We start from the raw sequence: 21,588 nt of genomic DNA, 5'->3' as shown, positions 1-21,588 counted from the left end.
CGGCAGGCAGTAAAACGTTTTACTGAGCTAACGGATTCGGTATACCCTTGATCATTACGGCGCGGGTTGCCCAGGAACGGGTTCGCAGAGACTATGAGCATCAAAAAAATCACCATCACCGATGTGGCGCAGCAGGCGGGCGTGTCGGTCACCACGGTTTCCCTGGTGTTGAGCGGCAAAGGGCGCATTTCGCCGACCACCGCCGAGAAGGTCAATCAGGCGATAGAGCAGCTGGGTTATGTGCGCAATCGCCAGGCGGCGACGCTGCGCGGCGGGGAGTCCGGAGTGATTGGCCTTATTCTGCGCGACATTTGCGAACCCTTCTATGCCGAAATGACCGCCGGGCTGAGCGAAGCGCTGGAGGCGCACGACAAGCTGTTGTTTTTGACGCAGAGCGGGCGCGACGGCCAGGGCTTGCAGCGGGCGTTTGACGCGCTGCTGGCGCAGGGCGTCGACGGCATCGTGCTGGCGGGCGGCATCCGCGCGGCGGCTGGGCTGAAGGAAAAGGCGGCCGAGCAGGGCGTGCCGCTGGTCTGCGTGGCGCGCTCCAGCGGTCTCGATGGGGTGGACGTGGTGCGGCCGGACAATATGCAGGCCGCCAAGTTGGCCACCGAATTTTTGATCAAACGCGGTCACAGCCAAATCGCCTACCTTGGCGGCCAGAGCGACTCATTGACGCGCGCCGAGCGGTTGGGCGGTTTTTGCGCCACGCTGGTGCAGTACGGCCTGCCGTTTCGCAGCGAATGGATCGTCGAGTGCGATTGCCGGCAGCGTGAGGCGGCGGAAGCGGCAGAGCAACTGCTGCGCCACTACCCGAACATTACCGCCATCGTCTGCCACAAGGCGTCGGTCGCGCTCGGCGCCTATTTTGGCCTGACGCGCAGCGGCCGCAGTATCGGCTCGGACGGGGTCGACGCCTACTATGGCCGGCAGGTGGCGCTGATCGGTTTCGGCGACGTGCCGGAGGCCGAACTGACCGAGCCGCCGCTGACCTTCGTCTCCAGCTCGGCGCGGGAAGTGGGGCGCAGCGCCGCCGCGCGCCTGCTGCAGCGCATCGGTGACGCCGATCTGCCGGCGCAGAACGTCATTTTGCCGCCGACGCTGATCCGGCGCGGCTCCGCCTAGTCCCGCCGCTGTTCCTCTTCCGCCTCCCGGCGGATCCAGCCGATAAAGGTTTTCATCGCCGGCGTCAGATCCCGCGATTTCAAATGAGTCAGCCAATAGGCGCCGAGCGCGGCCTCGGCGGCGAATGGCCGCTGCAGCGCGCCGGCGGCCAGTTCGCGGCGGAACATGCTGACCGGCGCCAGCGCCACGCCGTCGCACTGGATCGCGCCTTCCACCATCAGCCGGGATGAGTCGAACACCGGTCCGTTGATCCGCCACGGCGTCACCTGCGCAGCCGTGAACCAGCGCTCCCATTCATCCTTGCGGTAAGTGCGCATCAGCTGCTCGTGCTGCAGATCCTGCGGCGTGCGCAAGCGCGCGGCGACCGCCGGCGGGCAGAGCACCGTCAGCGGCGCGTCGAACAGCTTGATATTGCAGGTGGCGGGCCAGAGGCCTTCGCCGAAGCGGATGGCGAAATCCATGCCGTCGGCCGACAGATTGACCAGGTTGTTGTGGGTCAGCACCCGCAGATCGATGAACGGATGCGCCGCGCGGAACGCCGCCAGCCGCGGCAACAGCCAGCCGACGGCGAAGGTGCCGACCACCGCCACCGTCAGCACCTCGTGGAAATGCCCGCCTTCGAACTGCTGCAGCACCGCCTCGATGCGGTCGAAAGCGTCGCTCAACACCGGCAGCAGCGCCTGGCCCTCTTCGGTCAGATCCAACCCGCGCGGCAGGCGGCGGAACAGCTGAATGCCCAGCTGTTCTTCCAGCATGCGCACCTGCTGGCTGACGGCGGCCTGGGTGACGCGCAGCTCCAGGCCGGCGCGGGTGAAGTTCAGGTGGCGGGCGGAGGATTCGAACGCCCGCAGGGCGTTGAGGGGAAGTCGGTTACGCATTGTCGATAGCCATAAGTTTTTCTTTATGCTGGCTGAAATTATTATCGCTTGTCAACCCGACGGCAAAATCCGATATTTGGCGCGGCTGCTGAGAGCGTCGCGGCAGCCGTAAAGGAATGACATCATCAACCAGGGAAAGCGCCGTGCATAACGCCAATAAAAACTTTTGGCCGCGGCCGATGCCCTGCAACCGAAGAGCCTCTATCATGACGAAAATGAACCGCCTGGCGTCCGCGCTGATCGCCGCACTGATCTTGCCGACCGCGCACGCCGCGCAGCAGCAGGATATCGACGCCGTTATTCAGCCGCTGATGAAAAAATATGGCGTGCCGGGCATGGCGATCGCCGTGTCGGTCGACGGCAAACAGCAGATTTACCCGTATGGCGTCGCCTCGAAGCAGACCGGCAAACCGATCACCGAGCAGACGCTGTTCGAAGTGGGCTCGCTGAGCAAAACCTTCACCGCGACGCTGGCGGTCTATGCGCAGCAGCAGGGCAAGCTGTCGTTCAACGATCCGGCCAGCCGCTACCTGCCCGAGCTGCGCGGCAGCGCCTTCGACGGCGTCAGCCTGCTGAATCTGGCGACGCATACCTCCGGCCTGCCGCTGTTCGTGCCGGACGACGTGACCGACAACGCCCAACTGATGGCCTACTACCGGGCCTGGCAGCCGAAACATCCGGCGGGCAGCTACCGCGTCTATTCCAACCTCGGCATCGGCATGCTGGGCATGATCGCCGCCAAGAGCCTCGACCAGCCGTTTACCCAGGCGATGGAACAGGGGATGCTGCCGGCGTTGGGCATGAGCCACACCTACGTTCAGGTGCCGGCGGCGCAGATGGCCAACTATGCGCAGGGCTACAACAAGGACGATAAGCCGGTGCGGGTCAATCCCGGCCCGCTGGACGCCGAGTCTTACGGCATCAAGTCCAACGCTCGCGATCTGATTCGCTATCTGGACGCCAACCTGCAGCAGGTGAAGGTCGCGCAGCCGTGGCGCGAGGCGCTGACCGCGACGCACGTCGGTTATTACAAGGCGGGCGCGTTCACGCAGGATCTGATGTGGGAGAACTACCCATACCCGGTGAAACTGTCTCGTTTGATCGAGGGCAACAACGCCGGGATGATCATGAACGGCACGCCGGCTACCGCCATCACGCCGCCGCAGCCGGAATTGCGCGCCGGCTGGTATAACAAAACCGGCTCTACCGGTGGTTTCTCCACCTACGCGGTGTTTATCCCGGCGAAGAATATCGCCGTGGTGATGCTGGCCAACAAATGGTTCCCGAACGACGATCGGGTCGAGGCGGCTTACCGCATCGTGCAAGCGCTGGATAAGCGCTGATCGTGGGGGGCGCCGTCGGGGCGCCCCTGTTACCGGTGCTGTCGATCTCGCCGCTCGCGCATGAAATCGATAAAGGCGCGCAGCTTGAGCGGCAGATGCCTGCCGGCGGGAAAGTAGATGAAAAATCCGGATGCCTCGCTGGCATACTCCGGCAGCACTTCCACCAGATCGCCCTGCGCCAGCTCCTGCAACACCGTACCCTGAAAACGCTGTGCGATACCCAGCCCCGCCAACGCCGCATCCTTGATCAGCCGATCTTCGTTAAAGATCAAACTGCCGCTGACGTCCAGCGCCCGCTCATCGCCGTGCCGACTGAAATACCAGGGTTCCAATTTGCCGCTGCCGGGAAAACGGTAGCGCAGGCAATGGTGCGCGAGCAGATCGTCCGGCGTGGCCGGCGCGCCGCAACGCGCCAGATAGTCGGGCGAGGCGACCAGCACCCGGCGCTGGCCGTTGTCGATTGGCACGGCGATCATGTCCTTTTGCAACATGGCGTGCATGCGAATGCCGGCATCGAAACTGCCCAGCACCAGATCGGAAAAGCGGTCTTCGGTAAACAGCTCAAGCTGCACTTCGGGATAGCGTCGCTGAAATTCCGCCAGGTGCGGCATCACCAGCAGCGAAGCGGCCAGCTGCGGCAGCGTAATGCGCAGCAGGCCCGCCGGCTGCGCGCCCAGGGCGCGCACGTCGTCCGCCGCCACGTCGATCTGGCTCATGGCTGGTGACACCTTCTGATAGAACAATCGGCCCTCGTCGCTGAGGCGCACCGAGCGGCTGGTGCGGTGGAATAACCTCACTCCGAGCTGATTCTCCAGCGCCTGAATGTTTTGCGACACCGCCGGCGGCGTGACGCCCAGTTGGCTGGCCGCGCGGGTAAAGTTGCCCAGCCGTGCCACGGCTTCGAAATAGGGCAGCAGTTGCAGGAGTGAACTCATCTATTAATAACCTGTGCTTAATGATTCATTAAATTATGCCTTATTTTAATTTATGACGAACGTTTTAGACTGGTTTTACTTTCCCTCAGCGAGATGAAAATCATGTCGGCAACACAACAGGCGTTAACAGAACGGATCGCGGCGATCGATCAACAGGCGATGGCCGAAGGGCGCATCGTGGGCAGCGTGGTGCTGGTGGCGCGGCGGGGCGAGATTTGTTACGCCGGGGCGGCCGGCTATGCCGACCGCGAAGCGCGCCGGCCGATGCGGCGGGAAACGCAGTTTCGGCTGTCGTCGGTCTCCAAACCCTATACCACGCTGGCGGCGCTGCGCCTGATTGAGCGGGGCAAACTGAGCCTGGACGATGCGGTCAGCGATTGGCTGCCGTGGTTTACCCCGGCGCTGGCGGATGGCCGCCGCCCGACGATCAAGATCCGCCATTTGCTGAGCCATACCGCCGGTCTGGACTATCGGCTGAACCAACCGCCGGCGGGCGTTTACCATCAGTTGGGGATCCAGGACGGCGTGGAGCTGTCGACGCTGACGCTGGAGCAAAACCTGCGGCTGTTGGCGCAGGCGCCGTTGCTGTCGGAACCGGGAGAGCGCTTCAATTATTCACTGGCGATCGACGTGCTTGGCGCGGTGCTGGAGCGGGTGACGGGCATGTCGCTGCCGCAGCTGTTTGTCGAATGGGTGGCGCAGCCGCTGGGGCTTGGCAACACCGCATTCCATGCGACGGACGCCGTGAACCTGGCGACGCCGTATTACAACACGCCGCAAGGGCCGCTGCGCATGCATGAAGGTCTGCGGATCGCCTTGCCGGAAGGCATGGCGGGGGGAGAAGTGACGTTCTCGCCGGCGCGCGCGCTTAACGCGGAGGCTTATCCTTCCGGCGGCGCGGGCATGGTCGGCGATGCCGACGATGTGAACCGTACCGGGTTTCTTGGAGACTAAACTCTCAGTGAAAGGAGACCCAAAATGAAATCACCATCCGCCAAACGCTATCCCCCTGAACTGCGTGAGCGCGCTGTCAGAATGTTGTTGGAACACCGTAATGAGTATGACTCTGAGCCGGATGCCATTCGTGCCATATCGTCAAAAATCGGGTGCCATTACGACACCTTACGAGCCTGGTTGCGCCAGCATAAAAATGATGCCAGTGGTGGTGTCAGCCCCGTCAACACTGATGATGGCGGACTGAGCACCAATGAGCGCCAGCGTTTAAAAGAACTGGAGCGTGAAAATCGGGAGCTACGCCGCAGCAATGATATATTGCGCCAGGCCTCAGCTTATTTTGCCCAGGCGGAGCTCGACCGCCACTGGAAAAAATAATGCCACTTATGCAGTGTCTGAGTGGTACACACGGGGTCGGGCCGGTATGTCGCGAACTGGATATTGCCCCGTCGACATATTACTGGCATCAGCAACGCCGGCTGTATCCTGAGAAATGTAGCCAACGAGAAAAGTGCGATGCTCAAATCAGCCAGGAGATAAAACGCGTTTACGAAGAAAATTACAGTGTCTATGGAGCACGAAAAGTCTGGCGTCAGTTGCTCCGCGAGGGCTTTAGCGTTGCCCGGTGTACTGTTGAACGCCTGATGAAAATAATAGGTCTTCGGGGCGTACTCCGTGGCAAAGTCATCAAGACCACGATCGGTCGCAAAACAGCGGCAGCAGCGGATCTGGTAAACCGCCAGTTCGTGGCAGAACGTCCCAATCAGCTTTGGTGTGCAGATTTTACGTACGTTAGCACCTGGCAGGGCTTCGCCTATGTGGCGTTCATAATCGATGTGTTCGCGGGCACGATCGTTGGCTGGCGGGTCTCATCGTCGATGGAAGCAAGGTTCGTGCTAGATGCTCTGGAACAAGCTCTGTGGGCACGTCGCCCCTCAGGTACAATCCATCACTCGGACAAGGGCTCCCAATACGTGTCACTGGCGTACACCCAGCGGCTGCAGGAGGCGGAGCTGTTGGCGTCGACAGGCAGCACAGGCGACTCTTACGATAATGCCCTGGCCGAGAGTATCAATGGCCTTTACAAAGCGGAAGTGATCCACCGTAAGAGCTGGAAAAACCACGCGGAAGTGGAGCTTGCGACACTGGCGTGGGTGGACTGGTTCAACAATAGAAGGTTACTGGAACGGCTAGGACACATACCGCCGGTAGAAGCTGAAAATGCCTATTATGCTTCCAGTACAAATAATGGTCTGGCAGCCTGAGCTTCCGGACTAAAAACTCTCCAAAAAAACCGGGGCGGTTCAATGTGCTGAAGCTGGTGGAAGCGTTGCGCAGCGGCGGGCAGGGCATGTTGCAGCCGGAGACGGTGGCGTTGCTGCGCAGCCCGCACGTGGGCGCGCAGGCGCAAACGCAAGGGCCGGGCTGGGGCTTCGGCTTTGGTGGCGCGCTGCTGATTGACGCAGAAGCGGCGCAGACGCCGCAGCACGCCGGCACGCTGACCTGGGGCGGCGTTTACGGCCACAGCTGGTTCTTTGATCCACAGGCGCAGCTGAGCGTGGTGATACTGACCAACACCGCGTTTGAAGGCATGTGCGGTTATTATCCGCAGCAGATCCGCGATGCGGTTTATGCGGCGTAAATAAAAAGGGCCCCGCAGGGGGCCCTTGTTAGGTTTTCAGGCGATTACTGCGCCGGTGCCGGAGCGGGTTCCGCTTCCTGCGCCGGTTCAGCGTCTTCCGCCGGGGCGCCCAGCATGGCGAACTGGCCGATGAACTCCTGCAGCGACATTTTGTTGCCGTTCAGGTCAACCTGATTGTCAGCGTAATGGAACTGGCTCGCGATCACGCCGTCTTTCTGGGTGGTCAGTTTGAACATCTGGCCCATGGCCGCCAGGCCCTGCACTTGCTGCTGCGCCAGTTTCTGCGCGTCTTCCGCATTATAGCCCTGCAACAAGGCGGTCTTCGCGGTCACTTCGGTGGCCATCGCTTCCGGAATGGTCAGGCTGAGATCCAGCTTTTTAACCGCCTGAGCGATCAGCTGATCCGGCGATTGTGCCGGGGAGGCGGCCTTGCTCGGATCGGTCATCGCCAGATCCAGCGTGAAGATGCTCTCACCCTTGCTGTTTTTCCAGCTCAGCGGGGCGATGCTGAGGCTTGGATTGCCTTTCAGCAGCATCGGCAGGTTCTTTTGCAGCATCTCGGAGGTCTGCTGTTCGTAGACGTCCGGATCCAGGTTCTCGCCCTGCTGCAGCAGCGCCATGGTTTGGCGGTTGTAGCTGTCGGAGAAGTCTTTCAGCGCCTTGCCGTCGACGTTGTCGATTTTCAGCGTCAGTTTACCGGCGCCGAAGTCGTTGCCCTGCACCTTGAGCGCGTCCATGGTGTAGTCGATCTGGCCGCCGATGTTGCTGCTGCCTTGCTCGCCGAACTTGCTCACCAGATTGAAACCGTCCAACGCCACGGTGTCTTTACCGTCGATCGTCAGTTTGAACTGTTTCAGGGTCATCGTCTGATCGCCGAGCTTCACGCCGAACTTGCTTTCGTTACTGTTGCCTTTCAGGTTGAAGCCCTGGAAGGTGATCTGCTCGTTTTGGCCGAATTCATTCGGGCTGGCGAACACGATAGTGTCGCTATTGGCGTCCAGCGCGAATTTTTTCAGATCGCGGGACACGTCGGCGTCAATGGTGGCGCCGCTGAATTTCAGCGAAGATTTATCCTTCTGGTAGTCCAGTGGGATAAAGTCGATGGTGGACGCGGTATCGCCGCTGTACGAGATGCGCGAATCGGCGGTAAACAGCGATTTGCCTTTGGTGGTTTCAAACAGGCCTTTCACCGCCGGGGTGTTTTCCAGCTCGGTATGCACCGACGCCATGCTCGGCAGCAGGTTGAATTTTTTCAGCTGCGCGAACGGGAACGGACCGTGATCGATGGTTTCCAGGAACGCCACTTCTTCACCGGCTTTCAGCGCCGCGTTTTCGCTGGTATCCGTGCCGTCGGAACGCAGCACATAACGCACTTTGCTGCTGAACAGGCCGCGCTGGTAATTTTCATAGCTCAGCTTGACGCCGGCTTTCGGCAGGTAGGCTTTCAATTGGCCATTGGCGTTGTCGACGACTTCGCCCATGTGCTGCTCGATCTGTTTCCCGGTGTACCAGGATGCCCCGGTCCATGCTGCGCCAAGAACGACAATGACGCTGACAGCGACTAACGATTTTTTCATAGCTCTGTTTCATCCTTTTTTCTTATCACCCTCCGTTGCGTGGGAGGGGCAAATAGGGGCCGCCAAAAAACGCCCGCAGGCGCTTAATTGTGGGGGCAGCTCTCGCTTTCAGCAAGCAATTTGCTGAAATTTATCAACGGTTAGGCCAGTTGGTTATAAACCCGGGCGATGCGGCCGCTGCCGCTGACGTTGACCGGGGATTCGAACGCCCCGATAAAGCAGGATTCGCCCGGTTTGAGCGTCAGGCGTTGCCCGGATTTCTCCAGCGTCGCTTCGCCGGCGACGCAGAACACGATGGCGGCGCTTCGCTGTGCCAGCGCCTGCGGCGCGGCGGTCAAATCGTGCAGTGAGAAGGCGAAATCTTCCACCGGGATCGGGAAGAACAGCTCGTTGCCGCGTTGCTCCGGTTGGGTCAGCAGGCCGGAAGCCGGTTGCGGGCGGAACTGCAGGTTGGCCAGCAGCTCGGGCACGTCGATGAATTTCGGCGTCAGGCCCGCGCGCAGCACGTTATCCGAGTTGGCCATCACCTCCAGCGCCACGCCTTTCAGGTAGGCGTGAGGCGTTTCGGCATACAGGAACATCGCCTCGCCCGGCGCGAGCTGCACCACGTTCAACAGCAGCGGTGAGAACAGACCGCTGTCGTCCGGATAGAAGCCGGCGATGAAGCGCACGGTATCCCAGGGTTCCCCCTGCTGGTTGTTGAGCGCGGCTTTCAACACGCCGAGCGCCAGCGATTTTTGTTCGCCGCTCATCGTCAACAGGCTGGCGAACAGAGTCTCGAGATGGGCGGTGTCCGGCTGCTGCAGGAAGGCGGCGATGTCGTGGTGCGCGCCGGCGATCGGCTGCAGCAGGGAAACGATATCGGCCAATTCACGAAAACCGTTCATCGCCAGGAACGGCGTCAGGGCGAACACCAGCTCGGGCTTGTGATTAGGATCTTTGTAGTTGCGTTCGGCGGCGCTCAGCGGGATGCCTGCGGCGTTCTCTTTCGCGAAGCCGACCTCGGCCGCCGCTTTGCTCGGGTGGACCTGGATCGACAGCGGCTGATCGGCGCACAGCACTTTAAACAGGAACGGCAACTCGCCAAAACGGCTGGCGACGTTGGCGCCCAGCTGTTTTGGCTGGTCTTCGTCGATCAGATCGCGCAGCGAACGCAGTTCACCGTCGGCGCCCGGCACGCGGGAAGGGCTCTTGGGATGGGCGCCCATCCACAGTTCGGCCATCGGCTGATTATCCGGGTTGGCGATGCCGTAAAGACGGGTCAGCGCATCGTGGCTGCCCCAGGCGTAATGCTGTACCGCGTTGGTCATTTTTTGCATGTCGATAAACGTCCTTAACGTCATTGTCGTACTGGATGACAATAACCTACTGATTTTATACGGTTAACTAAATCTGTGCCGACACCTATCCTACGCCCGCGTCGGCAGGAAAAATCATGGGCGCGATCAAAAAAACGCCGGATAACGTCGCGCCCGGCAACGGGGCCAAAGTATAGCGTGATAACGATCGGCGTCTCAATTGGCGCGCAGGCCTCAAGGCGGCCCGGAAAACCCGCCGATCGATTATTCTTTGGCCCCGCGGAATTATTGCCGATAGCTTGGTCATTCTGCGTCATTATTTATTTTTTCAGCATGTCAAACTATGTCGGCTGAATTTATTTTTTACCGTCTGAGCCATTCCCTTAATTATTATTTTCGCGCTGCGCCGGGCTATCACACGCTGAGCTTAAACCTGCGCGTCAGACCCGTTTACCGTAACGGCCAACACGTCGATTTAACGAAACAAGAGGTCTGTTGCATGAAAAAACTGTTGTTGCTATTGGGGCTTTGCACCGGCGCAACCCAGGCGGCGGTGATTGTCGCCTATCCCTACGCGGCGCCACGCACCGTGGTGATCGCGCCGGCACCGATCGTCGTTACACCCGCGCCGGTCGCGGCTGTGGCGCATCCGCTGGCACTCACCGCCGGTGCGGCGGCGACCGGGGTGTATCGGCATAATGAACGGCAGGACGCCTACGACGAGATCAATCATCTGCAGCAGCAACGGTTCGATGAGCTCAATCATTTACAGGCGCAACGCATCAATAATTTTAATTCGCGTCATCCGCATTAATGGTTATCCACATTTTTATTCTCCAGGCTCATTCCCGGCCGTTTATTTCACCGCGGGTTAACCGGCGGAAAATAACCGCGTCGTTAATGGGTAAAAGAGATGAAACGTGCTGTGAGATAACTCTCTTAATGCGAATAGTTATTATGTCACTATACTGGGAGTGCATGCCGACGGGGGGTAGCGCGTCGGCCTAACCCTACAATTTTAGGAATTATGCTAAGGAGATCATGATGGCAGGCGTTCGTATCGAAAAAGACTCTATGGGCCCCATCGAAGTACCGGCCGACAAGCTGTGGGGCGCGCAAACCCAGCGTTCGTTGGCGCATTTCCGTATTTCCTCCGAAAAGATGCCGACCGCGCTGATCCACGCGCTGGCGTTGACCAAGCGCGCCGCCGCGCAGGTGAACGTGGATCTGGGGCTGCTGCCGGCCGAACGGGGCGCCGCTATCATCAAGGCCGCCGACGAAGTGCTGGCGGATCGCCATGCCGACCAGTTCCCGTTGTCAATCTGGCAAACCGGCTCCGGCACCCAGACCAACATGAACATGAACGAAGTGTTGGCCAACCGCGCCAGCGAGCTGCTGGGCGGCGTGCGCGGTGAAGAGCGCAAGGTGCACCCGAACGACGACGTCAATAAAAGCCAAAGCTCCAACGACGTGTTTCCCACCGCGATGCACGTGGCGGCGGTGATTGCGCTGCGCGAGCACCTGATCCCCGAGCTGAAAGTGCTGCACAAGACGCTGAGCGACAAGGCCGAAGCCTACCGCGACATCGTCAAAATCGGCCGCACCCATCTGCAGGACGCCACGCCGCTGACCCTGGGGCAGGAGATATCCGGTTGGGCGGCGATGCTGGCGCACAATCTGAAACACATCGAGGACAGTATCCCGCACATTGCCGAGCTGGCGCTGGGCGGCACGGCGGTCGGCACCGGCCTGAACACCCATCCGGAGTACGCGGTGCGCGTCGCTAAAGCGCTGGCGGAATTGACCCATCAGCCGTTCGTCACCGCGCCGAACAAGTTCGAAGCGCTGGCGACCTGCGACGCGCTGGTGCAAGGGCATGGCGCGCTGAAAGGGCTGGCGGCTTCGCTGATGAAGATCGCCAACGACGTGCGTTGGCTGGCGTCCGGCCCGCGCTGCGGCATCGGTGAGATTTCGATCCCGGAGAACGAGCCGGGCAGTTCCATCATGCCGGGCAAGGTCAACCCGACCCAGTGCGAAGCGATGACCATGCTGTGCGCGCAGGTGCTGGGCAACGACGTGGCGGTGAACATCGGCGGCGCTTCCGGCAACTTCGAGCTGAACGTGTTCCGCCCGATGGTGATCCACAACTACCTGCAGTCGATTCGCCTGCTGGCCGACGGCATGCAGGGCTTTAACGAGCACTGCGCGGTGGGTATCGAACCGAACCGCGATCGCATCACCCAATTGCTGAATGAATCGCTGATGCTGGTGACGGCGCTCAACACCCACATCGGTTATGACAAAGCGGCGGAAATCGCCAAGAAAGCGCACAAGGAAGGGCTGACGCTGAAAGCCGCGGCGCTGAAGCTCGGCTACCTGACCGAAGCGCAGTTCGACGAGTGGGTGCGGCCGGAAGCGATGGTCGGCAGCATGCAGAAATAATTGATCTGTGAGACAACCGGGGGCTTACTGAGGTAAGCCCCTTTTTTATGGAGAAATTAAGATGTCGCGCGCACAACGTTTACTCGATCTGATGCAGCTGCTGCGCAGCCACCGTTATCCGGTGGCGGGCCATGCGCTGGCGCAGACGCTGGGCATCAGCATGCGCACCCTGTACCGCGATATCGCTACGCTGCAGCAGCAGGGGGCGGAGATCGCCGGTGAGGCGGGCGTCGGCTATGTGCTGCGCCCCGGCTTTATGCTGCCGCCGTTGATGTTCTCGCCGGCGGAGACTGAAGCGCTGGTGCTGGGGATGCGCTGGGTCAGCCGCCGCGGCGACAGCCAATTGGCGAGCGCGGCGGGCCAGGCGCTGGCCAAGATCGCCGCGGTGCTGCCGCCGGCGCTGCGGGAGGAGCTGGAGGCCAATACGCTGCTTATCGCGCCGGTTCAGGCGCCGCCGGTGGCGGATGAGATGCGGGTGCTGATCCGTGACACCATCCGCCGCGAGCGCAAACTGCATATCGACTACCTCGATCTGGCGGGACAGCGCAGCGAACGCCTGCTTTGGCCCTTTGCGCTGGGCTTTTTCGATCAGTTTCAGATGTTGGTCGCCTGGTGCGAGCTGCGTCAGGCCTTTCGCCATTTTCGCCTCGATCGCATCCAGGCCGCCACGCCGTTGGAACAGCGTTATCCGCGTGGCCGGCGGCGGCTGCTGAAAGAGTGGCGCCTCAGCGAGGGCATAGCGGAGCAATAGCGGCACGCTGCTGCCATAAACTGTCAGTCGCGCGCCTTAGTCTGTGCCTATCGGGAACCGACCGGTTCCCATCATCCAGAGGACAGACCGATGACCCTTCCCAGCATGACCCTGCTTTACGTCGACAACCCGCTCAACAGCGCCGCCTTTTATCAACGTTTATTGGGACAGGCGCCGGTGGAACTTTCTCCCGGCTTCGCCCTGTTCGTACTCAACAACGGCTTCAAGCTGGGGATGTGGGCCAAACAGGGGGTAAAACCCGCCGCCACGTTGACCGGCGGCGGCGGTGAGCTGGGCTTCTTGTGCCAGGATCCGCAAGAGGTCGAGGCGCGCTATAACCAGTGGCGCGAACTCGGGCTGCCTATCGAGCAAACGCCGACCGAGATGGAATTCGGTTACACCTTCGTGGCGCGGGATCCGGACGGCCATCGCCTGCGGGTGTATGCCCTCAGCGAGTAGCGTCGTCGGCATACAGGTGCAAGCGCGGCACCAGCAGCCGCAGCGGCCTGGCGTCGGGTTTGTAACGGTGTTTCACCGCGTCGGCGTCGTAGTTGAGCAGCTCGCCAATCTTCGGCACCGCAGCGCCGTTTTCAACCTGACACAGGGCGATCAGCGGCAGCGGGCAGGGGTGTTGCACCTGTTTTTGCTGCTGCTGATACCACACCCGGGCGATCGGCTGCACTTTTACCGGCCGCTTGATTTTCAGCGTCGCATGCTGCGGCAGGCGGCTGACGTCGTCTATTTCGCGGCTGACCAGGGCGGCCCACTGTTCACGGCTGTGCGGCGGCACCGCGCGGCCGGCTTTCAGGCTTTTCTCCAGCTGCGCCAGAATGTCGTCCCGCTTGACGTTTTTGATGATGTGCTTGTTGGCCCAGCCGAAGCGCACGGAGTCGGGATTGGTCAGGGCGGTGAGGGTGCGGTAGGCGCTGAGGGTAATCAGCCCGTGCAGATGGGTGTGCACGAACTCGAAACGCTGCTCCGGCGCCAGACCGGAATCGACGGTGATAATCTGCTCCAGTTCGCTCTTCAGGCGGTTGATCAGCGCCAACTGCGTCTGCAACGTCTGATATTCCGGTTGCTCCACCGCCAGACAGATGACGCCGGGCAGGCGCACGGCGGCCTTGCTGCTGACATTCTCCCGGTTATGGTGGATGAACAACCGTTGATAGTGTTCCAGCGCCAGATCGCGCGCCGCTTGCCCCACATGCTGCTCGACCGCGATATGCGAAATCGCCTGATGTTCCTGGCCTTTTTCAACCTCCGGCAGTCTGAACACCCGCGCCGCCAGCAACCGCAGCGGGGCGATCTGCTGCTGCAACGCGCCGAGCGCCTGCTCCAGCTCGTTAAAGCAGGCGTTCATTCGGCCAATCACATCGTATCTGCTCATCGCTCACTCCCATATTAGTTACAACATACTATAGAAGAACGGCCGACTGGGGGCAACATCGGCAATGGGGCAATACTCGGCTAAACTGCCCGCCCAGCTTGCCAGGGGAAATAGGGCGGGCAGCAGGGGGAATTCTCTCGCTCGTTTATTTTTTGTTTAGCCCATTTCTTGTTTGCCGTTGTCCAATCGCTGGAACAAACAGAATGGCAGGACGCTATGAGCCCCTCGGGTTATCTTTTCTTCTGTCATTAACGGGTGCTTTAAACGGAGGTTTACGGTGGATATTAAACAGAAAGTCAAAAACATGACGCTGGAAGAGAAGATCGGGCAAAAAATCATGCTGGATTTTCGCTACTGGGATCGGAACGGTAGCAGCAATCAGGATATGACCGTTCCCGATGCAGCCATTGGCAAGCTGATCACCGATAACCACATAGGTGGGGTGATCCTGTTTGCCAATAATCTGAAAGACAAGCAGCAGATCAAAACGCTGACGGCCTGGTATGCCGCGATGAAAACGCACGCCGGCGTTCGTTTGTTTATTGGCACGGATAACGAAGGCGGTAACGTTTTCCGGCTGCCGCGCGGCGACTACGCCTCATTCCCCGGCAATATGGCGCTGGCGGCGGCGATTGAGGGCGGCGCGGATAAACAGCTCGCCGTTGAACAGGGCAAACTGATGGCTCAGGATATGCGCGCGTTGCATATCAATACCAACTTTGCCCCGGTCGTGGATGTCAACACCAACCCGTTCAACCCGGTGATTAACGTTCGCGCCTTCAGCGATGATAAGAACACCGTTGCCCGCCTGGCCGAGAAAATGGTGGCGGGGATGAAGCAGCAAGGGCTGATCACCGCGTACAAACACTTCCCCGGCCATGGTAGCACCTCCACCGATTCGCATACCGGTTTGCCGCGCGTCGATCGTACGCGGGAAGAGGCCTTTGCCATCGATATCGCGCCTTACAAGCAGGCCATTGACCGCTGCGTGGCGCCGGACATGGTGATGACTGCGCATATTCAGTACCCCGCACTGGATAACAGCCAGATCGACACCCGCAACGGTGATAAAATCACGGTGCCGGCCACCATGTCGCGCGAAATCCAGACCCAGATCCTGCGCAATGAGCTGGGTTATGCCGGCGTAACGATTTCAGACGCGCTGGATATGGGCGCGATTGCCGAGCATTTCAGCCAGCAAGCGGCGGCTGAAAACGTCTTTATCGCCGGGGTGGATATCGCCCTGATGCCTGTCAGCATCGCCTCGCCGGCGCAGGCGAGTCTGCTGCCCGAGCTTATCCGCTACATTGCGGAGCGGGTGAAAACCGGGCATCTCAGCGAGGCTGATATCGATGCCTCGGTCGAGCGCATTTTGCGCCTGAAATTACGCCATGGCCTGATGGGCCATAGCGATAAACCTTGTTCCAACGACGTTGCGTCGTCAGCGCACAGGCTGGAAAAGCGCATCGCCGATCGTTCCATTACCGTGGTTATCAACCGTCAATGTCTGCTGCCGCTAAAGGACAAGGCGCTGCGCTACTTTATTCTGACGCCGTGGGGCGAGCAGGCCAACGGCATCGCGAACGTGATGGCGCAGGAGGGCTATCAGAACGTCGTGGCCGCGAAGGAAACGGAACTGAGCGACGCCCAGGTCAGGGAACATATTGCCGGCTGCGACGTGTTCTTGCTCGGAACCCTCTCAACCCGCTTTACGCCTGCCGAGCAGGATGGGGTCGTGACCTCCGCAACCGGGGCGGCTAATGATACCAGTCCTTATCCGGGCTGGCTGAAATACGCCGCCGAGCAGGGGAAAAAGCGCGTTCATCTCTCACTGCGCGCACCTTACGATATCGTGAACTATGCCGCAGAGGTGGAGGCGGCTGTCGCTACCTATTCCTATTACGGCTATGACGGCGGGGTATGGCGCGGCCACTCGATGGTATCGCTGGCGCAGGTGCTGACGGGGAAAATCACCCCGCAGGGCAAACTGCCGGTCAACACCTGGCATGACTACGATGTGGAGACCAACACGGGCAAAATCGCATTCCCTCGCGGGACGGGGCTGAGCTGGTAATGGGACAAGTACCGGCGTCGTCAGAAAGGGCGGCGCCGGCAGCTTGCTAGCGTTGAGAAAGCGGGCGGTTTCTTGCTCCGCACGCCGCGACATGGGATAACCGTCACTCACGGAAGGAGAATACTGATGCCGACAGGCGCAACAAAATTAGGCGGATGGCTGTTGATGGCCGCCATGCTGGGCGTGGGCGGATGCGCCAAGCCCCCCGAACCGGAGAAGCCCTCGCGGCCGACACCGCCGGTTACACCGATGCGGGGCATCTGGCTGTCCACGGTCATTGGATTGGACTGGCCGCCGGCGGCCTCGCTGAAAGCGGAATCCCCGCAAGAGCGGGCGCGCCTGCAGAAGCAGGGGCTGACGGACGCGCTGGACGACATGGTGAAAACCGGGATTAACACGGTGTATTTTCAGGTTAAACCGGACGGAACGGCCCTGTGGCGTTCTGACATCTTGCCCTGGTCGGAGGTATTGACCGGCACCGTGGGCCAGGATCCCGGTTATGATCCGCTGGCCTTTATGCTGACAGAAGCGCACCGGCGCGGCATCAAGGTCCACGCCTGGCTGAACCCTTATCGGGTTTCCATGAATACCCGACAGCAAACGATAGATGCACTTAATCATACGCTGCAGTCGCCGCCGGCCAGCGTCTATGCGCTGCATCCCGACTGGATACGCACCGCCAGCGATCGCTTCGTGCTCGATCCTGGTCTGCCCGACGTGCGCAACTGGATCACCGGCGTGGTGGCTGAAGTTGTCAAAAACTATGATGTCGACGGCATTCAGTTTGACGATTATTTCTATTACGAAACGCCGCAATCGCCGCTGGATGATGAAAGGACGTATCGCGAATACGGCCAAGGGTTTGCAGACAAAGCCGCCTGGCGAAGAGACAATACGCTGCAATTGATAAAACAGGTTTCCGCCACCGTCAAAGCGTTGAAGCCCGCAGTCGCGTTTGGCGTCAGCCCGGCGGGCGTATGGCGAAACCAAGCGGACGATCCTGCCGGCTCGGCGACGCGGGCCGGCGCGCCGTCGTACGATACGGCCTATGCCGATACGCGCCAGTGGGTCAAGCTGGGGCTGCTCAACTACATCGCACCGCAGCTGTATTGGCCTTTTGATCGTGAAATTGTCCGCTACGACGTGCTGGCCAACTGGTGGGCCGAGGTGGTGAAAGGCACGCCGGTTCGGCTTTATGCCGGGGTGGCGCTGTATAAAGTGGGTACGCCATCGGCCAGCGAGCCGGCCTGGACCGTCGACGGCGGCGTCCCCGAGCTGAAAAGGCAGTTGGATCTCAACGAGAGCCTGCCGGGGATGGGGGGAACCATCCTGTTCCGGCAACGTTATCTGACCGAGCCGCAAACGGATAAGGCCGTGAACTACCTGCGCACCCGCTGGAAAACCGGTCAATAATCACAGGCTCCGGCATGACGGGCCGCGGCAAGTCGCCGCGGCTTTTTCTTTTCAGAGACGGGCCGCTTCCGGCAGGCGTTTCAGGTAATGCACCACCAGCAGCGCCAGCAACAGCATCAGGCTGATGAACGCCGCCACGCCATTCCAGCCGAAGCTGTGCCAGAACACGCCGCCGAGGGTGCCGGCCACGCTGGAGCCGACGTAATAGCAGAACAGGTACAGCGACGACGCCTGGCCTTTGGCGCGGCGCGCGCGGCGGCCAATCCAGCTGCTGGCCACCGAGTGGGCGGCGAAGAAACCGGCGGTGAACAGCATCATGCCGATAAAGATCGCCGGCACCTGCGGCAGCGCGGTAATCAGGATCCCGATCAGCATAATCACGATCGACGCCAGCAGCACCGGGCCGCGCCCGAAGCGTGAGGTGAGCGCGCCGGCCTTGGGCGAGCTGTAGGAACCGGTGAGGTACACCACCGACAGCAGGCCGACCACCGCCTGGCTCAGGTGATAAGGATCCGCCAGCAGGCGATAACCGATGTAGTTGAACAGGGTGACGAAGCTGCCCATCAGCAGGAAACCCTCCGCGAACAGCAGCGGCAGCCCCTTATCGTGCCAATGCAGTTTGAAGTTGATCAGCAGGGTGCGGGGGCGCAGCGAGCTGGCGCGAAAATGCCGCGAGGCAGGCAGGATACGCCAGAACATGCAGGCGGCGGCGAGGGCGAACAGGCCGATGACGCCAAGCGATACGCGCCAGGAAAAGAAATCGGTCAACACCCCGGTCACCAGGCGGCCGCTCATGCCGCCGATCGAGTTGCCGCTGATATACAGCCCCATCGAGAAGGCGACGAAGCTCGGATGGATCTCTTCGCTGAGGTAGGTCATGCCGACCGCCGCCACGCCGCTCAGCGACAGGCCGATCAGCGCGCGCATCAGCAAAATGCCGTGCCAGCTGGTCATAAAGGCGCAAATCAGCGTGCAAACCGCCGCCAGCAGCAGCGCCACCACCATCACCGACTTGCGGCCGATGGCGTCGGACAACGGCCCGGTAAACATCAGGCCGATCGCCAGCAGGCCGGTGGAGACCGAAAGCGACAGGCTGCTTTCCGCCGGCGAGACGCCGAAATCTTGCGACAGCACCGGCAGGATCGGCTGCACGCAGTAGAGCAGCGCGAAGGTTGCCAGCCCGGCGGAAAACAGCGCCAGCGTCACGCGCATAAACTGCGGCGTGCCGCGTTCGATATAGGGGAGTTTGTTGTTGAGGGTGGAGCGTTTTACTTTTGGCGCAGCGGCCGCGTCATCGTTGGCGGCCAGCGTCGACGGCATCGCGGCCGCAGAACGCACAGGGGTTGTCACAGCGTTTCCTTACCGAACTTCGGGGAGATAAACAGACAGGTTACAGATAACAAAATGATAGGGAGCGGCGATTTTTTTGTCTAATATATTAATAATTCAAATTAAGACGTTTTAAATATGAATATCGAACTGAGACACCTGCGTTACTTTATCGCCGTGGCGGAAGAGTTGCATTTTGGCCGCGCCGCCGAGCGGTTGCGCATCTCCCAGCCTCCGCTCAGCCAGCAAATTCAGGCGCTGGAAGAGATGGTCGGCGCGCGCTTGCTGGCGCGCAACAACCGCAACGTCAGCTTGACGCAGGCCGGGGAGATGTTCCTCAAAGAAGCCTATCAGGTGCTCGATCAGGTCGGGCGCGCGGCGGAAAAGGCGGCGCGCCTGGATCGCGGCGAACTGGGGGAAATGACCATCGGCTTTACTTCTTCCGCGCCCTTTATCGGCGTGGTGGCGCGCAGCCTGCGCGCCTTTCGCCAGCAGTCCCCGCAGGTGCACATCAAGATGCGCGAAATCAACACCAAACAGCAGATCGAACCGCTGCTGAACGGTGAGCTGGATCTGGGGGTGATGCGCAATACGCGGCTGCCGGAGGCGCTGCACTATCAGCTGCTGCTGCGTGAGCCGCTGGTGGCGGTGGTGCCGGAAGGGCATCCGCTGGCGGAAACGCCCGGCGGCGCGCTGCGGTTTCAACACTTGGCGCGGGAACCGTTCGTGTTCTTCTCGCGCGAAGTGGGCACCGCGCTGTACGACGAAATTCTGCTGCTGCTCGGCAAAGCCGGCATTACCCCGTATATCACCCAGGAAGTGGGGGAAGCGATGACCATCATCGGGCTGGTCTCCGCCGGATTGGGCGTCTCGATTCTGCCGGCGTCTTTCGCCCGGGTGAGGGTGGACGGCGTGCGCTATTTGCCGCTGGCGGAGCCGGACGCCACCACCGAAGTGTGGCTGGTGCATCACCGCCGCCGGCCGCTGACCGCTGCCGCGCAGGCGCTGATGGCGTTGATGCTGAAATGACGTTGAACTTGGGCAAATAAAAATCAATTCACGCTGAAATTGCGAGGAATTTGTGCAGCAAATCACATAACTAATCAAATAGTTGACGCTGTATGACAAAAGCCCCACCATAACCCCTAGTCTTTATTTAGAAGCGCGAAAAATAGTAGGAGCAGGTTTGTGATTGCGGTTGGGCAGCCTGGGCATATCGATCAAATCAAGCAGACCAATGCGGGGGCGGTTTATCGGCTAATCGATCAACTGGGCCCGATTTCGCGTATCGAACTGTCAAAACGCGCGCAGCTGGCGCCCGCCAGCATCACCAAGATCGTGCGCGAGCTGCTGGAAGCCCATCTGGTCAAGGAAACCGAGTACCAGGAAATCGGCAGCCGGGGCCGCCCGGCGGTGGGGCTGGTGCTGGACACCGAGGCCTGGCATTACCTGTCCGCCCGCATCAGCCGCGGCAGCATCACGCTGGCGCTGCGCGATCTCAGCAGTAAACTGGTGGTGGAGGAGCAGCTGCCGCTGGCGGCCGAACACCCCGAACCGCTGCTGAAACGCATCCTGACCGAAGTCGACCAATTCTTTATCCGCCACCAAAGCAAGCTGGAACGGCTGACGGCGATCGCCATCACGCTGCCGGGCATGATCGACGTGCAGTCCGGCGTGGTGCATCGCATGCCGTTTTACGATGTGCTGGAGATGCCGCTCGGCCCGGCGCTGGAAACCCGCACCGGCCTGCCGGTTTACCTGCAGCACGACATCAGCGCCTGGACCATGGCCGAGGCGCTGTACGGCGCCTCGCGCGGCAGCCAGAACGTGATTCAGGTGGTGATCGACCACAACGTCGGCGCCGGGGTGATCACGGGCGGCCACGTGCTGCACGCCGGCAGCCACAGCGTGGTGGAGATCGGCCACACCCAGGTCGATCCCTACGGCAAACGCTGCTACTGCGGCAACCACGGCTGTCTCGAAACCGTGGCCAGCATCGAGAACATGCTGGAGATCGCCCAGCAGCGGCTGAGCGGCTCGATGAGCTCCAGCCTGCACGGCGCGCCGCTGACCGTCGAATCGCTGTGTGACGCCGCGCTGGCGGGCGATCAGCTGGCGCGGGACATCATTCTCGGCGTCGGCCACAGCGTGGGGCGCATTCTGGCTATCATGGTCAACCTGTTCAATCCGGAGAAGATCCTGGTGGGCTCGCCGCTCAACCGCGCGGCGGAGATCCTGCACCCGGCCATCGCCTCCTGCATTCGCCAACAGGCGCTGCCGGCCTACAGCGAGCAGGTCAAGGTCGAATCCACGCAGTTCTTCAATCAGGGCACCATGCCCGGCGCGGCGCTGGTGAAAGAGGCGCTGTATAACGGTTCATTGCTGGTGCAGCTGCTGCAAGGCTAACATCAGAACTTCTTATTAATCCTGCAAAAGATTG

At 60.8% G+C, this 21,588-nt stretch carries 18 protein-coding genes, 2 pseudogenes and 1 other annotated feature; of the genes and pseudogenes, 13 read left to right on the top strand and 7 right to left on the bottom strand.

Annotated features, from left to right (window positions below; all coding sequences use genetic code 11):
* The first annotated feature begins 93 nt into the window (after positions 1 to 93).
* Positions 94 to 1,125, top strand: a complete 1,032-nt coding sequence (locus tag ACMGGK_RS12150; RefSeq protein ID WP_033640467.1) for a Mal regulon transcriptional regulator MalI — start codon at positions 94 to 96, stop codon at positions 1,123 to 1,125.
* Here ACMGGK_RS12150 and ACMGGK_RS12145 read toward each other — a convergent pair.
* Together ACMGGK_RS12145 and ACMGGK_RS12140 are read right to left on the bottom strand one after the other, a co-directional pair.
* Positions 1,122 to 2,003, bottom strand: coding sequence for a LysR family transcriptional regulator (locus tag ACMGGK_RS12145; protein WP_097102130.1), 882 nt, complete (start codon positions 2,001 to 2,003; stop codon positions 1,122 to 1,124). The genes ACMGGK_RS12150 and ACMGGK_RS12145 overlap by 4 nt on opposite strands.
* On the bottom strand, positions 1,996 to 2,211 hold the full coding sequence (locus ACMGGK_RS12140; protein WP_420276930.1) for a hypothetical protein: 216 nt from the start codon (positions 2,209 to 2,211) through the stop codon (positions 1,996 to 1,998). The genes ACMGGK_RS12145 and ACMGGK_RS12140 overlap by 8 nt, the downstream gene beginning before the upstream one ends.
* Between ACMGGK_RS12140 and blaSRT the strand changes: the two genes are divergently transcribed.
* On the top strand, positions 2,210 to 3,346 hold the full coding sequence (gene blaSRT, locus ACMGGK_RS12135) for an SRT/SST family class C beta-lactamase (protein ID WP_016927879.1): 1,137 nt from the start codon (positions 2,210 to 2,212) through the stop codon (positions 3,344 to 3,346). The two genes, ACMGGK_RS12140 and blaSRT, sit on opposite strands and share 2 nt — an antisense overlap.
* Before the next feature lie 29 nt (positions 3,347 to 3,375).
* Here blaSRT and ACMGGK_RS12130 read toward each other — a convergent pair whose 3' ends face one another.
* Positions 3,376 to 4,281 carry a LysR family transcriptional regulator gene (locus ACMGGK_RS12130; protein ID WP_033640465.1) on the bottom strand — a complete coding sequence of 302 codons (906 nt, stop codon included), beginning with the start codon at positions 4,279 to 4,281 and terminating at the stop codon, positions 3,376 to 3,378.
* 102 nt (positions 4,282 to 4,383) lie between these two features.
* Between ACMGGK_RS12130 and ACMGGK_RS12125 the strand changes: the two are divergent.
* The 3 genes and pseudogenes from ACMGGK_RS12125 to ACMGGK_RS12115 form a co-directional block, all read left to right on the top strand.
* Positions 4,384 to 5,208 (top strand): annotated as a pseudogene (locus ACMGGK_RS12125) (serine hydrolase domain-containing protein); the annotation flags it as partial.
* Between the two features lie 51 nt (positions 5,209 to 5,259).
* Positions 5,260 to 6,500 (top strand): IS3 family transposase gene (locus ACMGGK_RS12120; protein WP_420276929.1). Its coding sequence is split into 2 segments (ribosomal slippage): positions 5,260 to 5,575 and positions 5,575 to 6,500, totalling 1,242 coding nucleotides; the frame shifts between segments, so codons are not numbered across the junction.
* Positions 5,568 to 5,684 (top strand) — a sequence feature (AL1L pseudoknot). It overlaps the preceding gene by 117 nt.
* A gap of 41 nt (positions 6,501 to 6,541) precedes the next feature.
* Positions 6,542 to 6,877, top strand: a pseudogene (locus tag ACMGGK_RS12115) (serine hydrolase); the annotation flags it as partial.
* 44 nt (positions 6,878 to 6,921) lie between these two features.
* Here ACMGGK_RS12115 and ACMGGK_RS12110 read toward each other — a convergent pair.
* Positions 6,922 to 8,454 (bottom strand): YdgA family protein, encoded by a 1,533-nt coding sequence (locus ACMGGK_RS12110; protein WP_028128187.1) that lies wholly within the window; start codon positions 8,452 to 8,454, stop codon positions 6,922 to 6,924.
* A gap of 140 nt (positions 8,455 to 8,594) precedes the next feature.
* On the bottom strand, positions 8,595 to 9,773 hold the full coding sequence (gene manA / locus ACMGGK_RS12105) for a mannose-6-phosphate isomerase (RefSeq protein WP_240429882.1): 1,179 nt from the start codon (positions 9,771 to 9,773) through the stop codon (positions 8,595 to 8,597).
* Between the two features lie 322 nt (positions 9,774 to 10,095).
* Between manA and ACMGGK_RS12100 the strand changes: the two genes are divergently transcribed.
* The 4 genes from ACMGGK_RS12100 (at position 10,096) to ACMGGK_RS12085 (ending at position 13,404) form a co-directional block, all read left to right on the top strand.
* On the top strand, positions 10,096 to 10,566 hold the full coding sequence (locus tag ACMGGK_RS12100; protein ID WP_228009684.1) for a hypothetical protein: 471 nt from the start codon (positions 10,096 to 10,098) through the stop codon (positions 10,564 to 10,566).
* Positions 10,567 to 10,796: 230 nt separating this feature from the next.
* The gene (gene fumC, locus ACMGGK_RS12095; protein ID WP_016927873.1) at positions 10,797 to 12,194 is read left to right on the top strand and encodes a class II fumarate hydratase; all 1,398 of its coding nucleotides are present in this window, start codon (positions 10,797 to 10,799) and stop codon (positions 12,192 to 12,194) included.
* A gap of 61 nt (positions 12,195 to 12,255) precedes the next feature.
* Positions 12,256 to 12,945: a helix-turn-helix transcriptional regulator gene (locus ACMGGK_RS12090; RefSeq protein WP_016927872.1), complete on the top strand. Its 690-nt coding sequence runs from the start codon at positions 12,256 to 12,258 to the stop codon at positions 12,943 to 12,945.
* A 90-nt stretch (positions 12,946 to 13,035) separates the two neighbouring features.
* Entirely contained in the window at positions 13,036 to 13,404 is a 369-nt protein-coding gene (locus tag ACMGGK_RS12085; protein WP_028128189.1) for a VOC family protein, read from the top strand.
* Here the strand turns inward: ACMGGK_RS12085 and tus are convergent.
* Positions 13,394 to 14,332: a DNA replication terminus site-binding protein gene (gene tus, locus ACMGGK_RS12080; protein WP_420276927.1), complete on the bottom strand. Its 939-nt coding sequence runs from the start codon at positions 14,330 to 14,332 to the stop codon at positions 13,394 to 13,396. The genes ACMGGK_RS12085 and tus overlap by 11 nt on opposite strands.
* A gap of 277 nt (positions 14,333 to 14,609) precedes the next feature.
* Between tus and ACMGGK_RS12075 the strand changes: the two genes are divergently transcribed.
* Both ACMGGK_RS12075 and ACMGGK_RS12070 read left to right on the top strand, forming a co-directional pair.
* A complete protein-coding gene (locus ACMGGK_RS12075) occupies positions 14,610 to 16,406 on the top strand; it encodes a glycoside hydrolase family 3 protein (protein ID WP_420276926.1) in 1,797 nt (598 codons plus the stop codon).
* Between the two features lie 126 nt (positions 16,407 to 16,532).
* Positions 16,533 to 17,819: a glycoside hydrolase family 10 protein gene (locus ACMGGK_RS12070; protein ID WP_420276925.1), complete on the top strand. Its 1,287-nt coding sequence runs from the start codon at positions 16,533 to 16,535 to the stop codon at positions 17,817 to 17,819.
* 51 nt (positions 17,820 to 17,870) lie between these two features.
* Here the strand turns inward: ACMGGK_RS12070 and ACMGGK_RS12065 are convergent, their stop codons facing one another.
* A complete protein-coding gene (locus ACMGGK_RS12065) occupies positions 17,871 to 19,139 on the bottom strand; it encodes an MFS transporter (RefSeq protein WP_170913122.1) in 1,269 nt (422 codons plus the stop codon).
* Positions 19,140 to 19,286: 147 nt separating this feature from the next.
* On the opposite strand from ACMGGK_RS12065, the gene ACMGGK_RS12060 reads away from it, so the two are divergent.
* Together ACMGGK_RS12060 and mlc are read left to right on the top strand one after the other, a co-directional pair.
* Positions 19,287 to 20,177, top strand: coding sequence for a LysR family transcriptional regulator (locus ACMGGK_RS12060; RefSeq protein WP_049298953.1), 891 nt, complete (start codon positions 19,287 to 19,289; stop codon positions 20,175 to 20,177).
* 159 nt (positions 20,178 to 20,336) lie between these two features.
* Positions 20,337 to 21,554, top strand: a complete 1,218-nt coding sequence (gene mlc / locus ACMGGK_RS12055) for an ROK family transcriptional regulator (RefSeq protein ID WP_004938526.1) — start codon at positions 20,337 to 20,339, stop codon at positions 21,552 to 21,554.
* The last annotated feature ends 34 nt before the right edge of the window (positions 21,555 to 21,588 follow it).

It is taken from the genome of Serratia sp. BNK-33-b, from assembly GCF_048684565.1.
Lineage (GTDB): Bacteria > Pseudomonadota > Gammaproteobacteria > Enterobacterales > Enterobacteriaceae > Serratia > Serratia marcescens.
This window is presented reverse-complemented; position numbering and strand designations above follow the sequence as displayed.

Bases quoted from the DNA above. Each gene is read 5' to 3' on its own strand.
- ACMGGK_RS12150 (WP_033640467.1), top strand. From the start codon at position 94: ATGAGCATCAAAAAAATCACCATCACCGATGTGGCGCAGCAGGCGGGC.
- ACMGGK_RS12145 (WP_097102130.1), bottom strand. From the start codon at position 2,003: ATGCGTAACCGACTTCCCCTCAACGCCCTGCGGGCGTTCGAATCCTCC.
- blaSRT (WP_016927879.1), top strand. From the start codon at position 2,210: ATGACGAAAATGAACCGCCTGGCGTCCGCGCTGATCGCCGCACTGATC.
- ACMGGK_RS12140 (WP_420276930.1), bottom strand. From the start codon at position 2,211: ATGATAGAGGCTCTTCGGTTGCAGGGCATCGGCCGCGGCCAAAAGTTT.
- ACMGGK_RS12130 (WP_033640465.1), bottom strand. From the start codon at position 4,281: ATGAGTTCACTCCTGCAACTGCTGCCCTATTTCGAAGCCGTGGCACGG.
- ACMGGK_RS12110 (WP_028128187.1), bottom strand. From the start codon at position 8,454: ATGAAAAAATCGTTAGTCGCTGTCAGCGTCATTGTCGTTCTTGGCGCA.
- manA (WP_240429882.1), bottom strand. From the start codon at position 9,773: ATGCAAAAAATGACCAACGCGGTACAGCATTACGCCTGGGGCAGCCAC.
- ACMGGK_RS12100 (WP_228009684.1), top strand. From the start codon at position 10,096: ATGTCGGCTGAATTTATTTTTTACCGTCTGAGCCATTCCCTTAATTAT.
- fumC (WP_016927873.1), top strand. From the start codon at position 10,797: ATGGCAGGCGTTCGTATCGAAAAAGACTCTATGGGCCCCATCGAAGTA.
- ACMGGK_RS12090 (WP_016927872.1), top strand. From the start codon at position 12,256: ATGTCGCGCGCACAACGTTTACTCGATCTGATGCAGCTGCTGCGCAGC.
- ACMGGK_RS12085 (WP_028128189.1), top strand. From the start codon at position 13,036: ATGACCCTTCCCAGCATGACCCTGCTTTACGTCGACAACCCGCTCAAC.
- tus (WP_420276927.1), bottom strand. From the start codon at position 14,332: ATGAGCAGATACGATGTGATTGGCCGAATGAACGCCTGCTTTAACGAG.
- ACMGGK_RS12070 (WP_420276925.1), top strand. From the start codon at position 16,533: ATGCCGACAGGCGCAACAAAATTAGGCGGATGGCTGTTGATGGCCGCC.
- ACMGGK_RS12065 (WP_170913122.1), bottom strand. From the start codon at position 19,139: ATGCCGTCGACGCTGGCCGCCAACGATGACGCGGCCGCTGCGCCAAAA.
- ACMGGK_RS12060 (WP_049298953.1), top strand. From the start codon at position 19,287: ATGAATATCGAACTGAGACACCTGCGTTACTTTATCGCCGTGGCGGAA.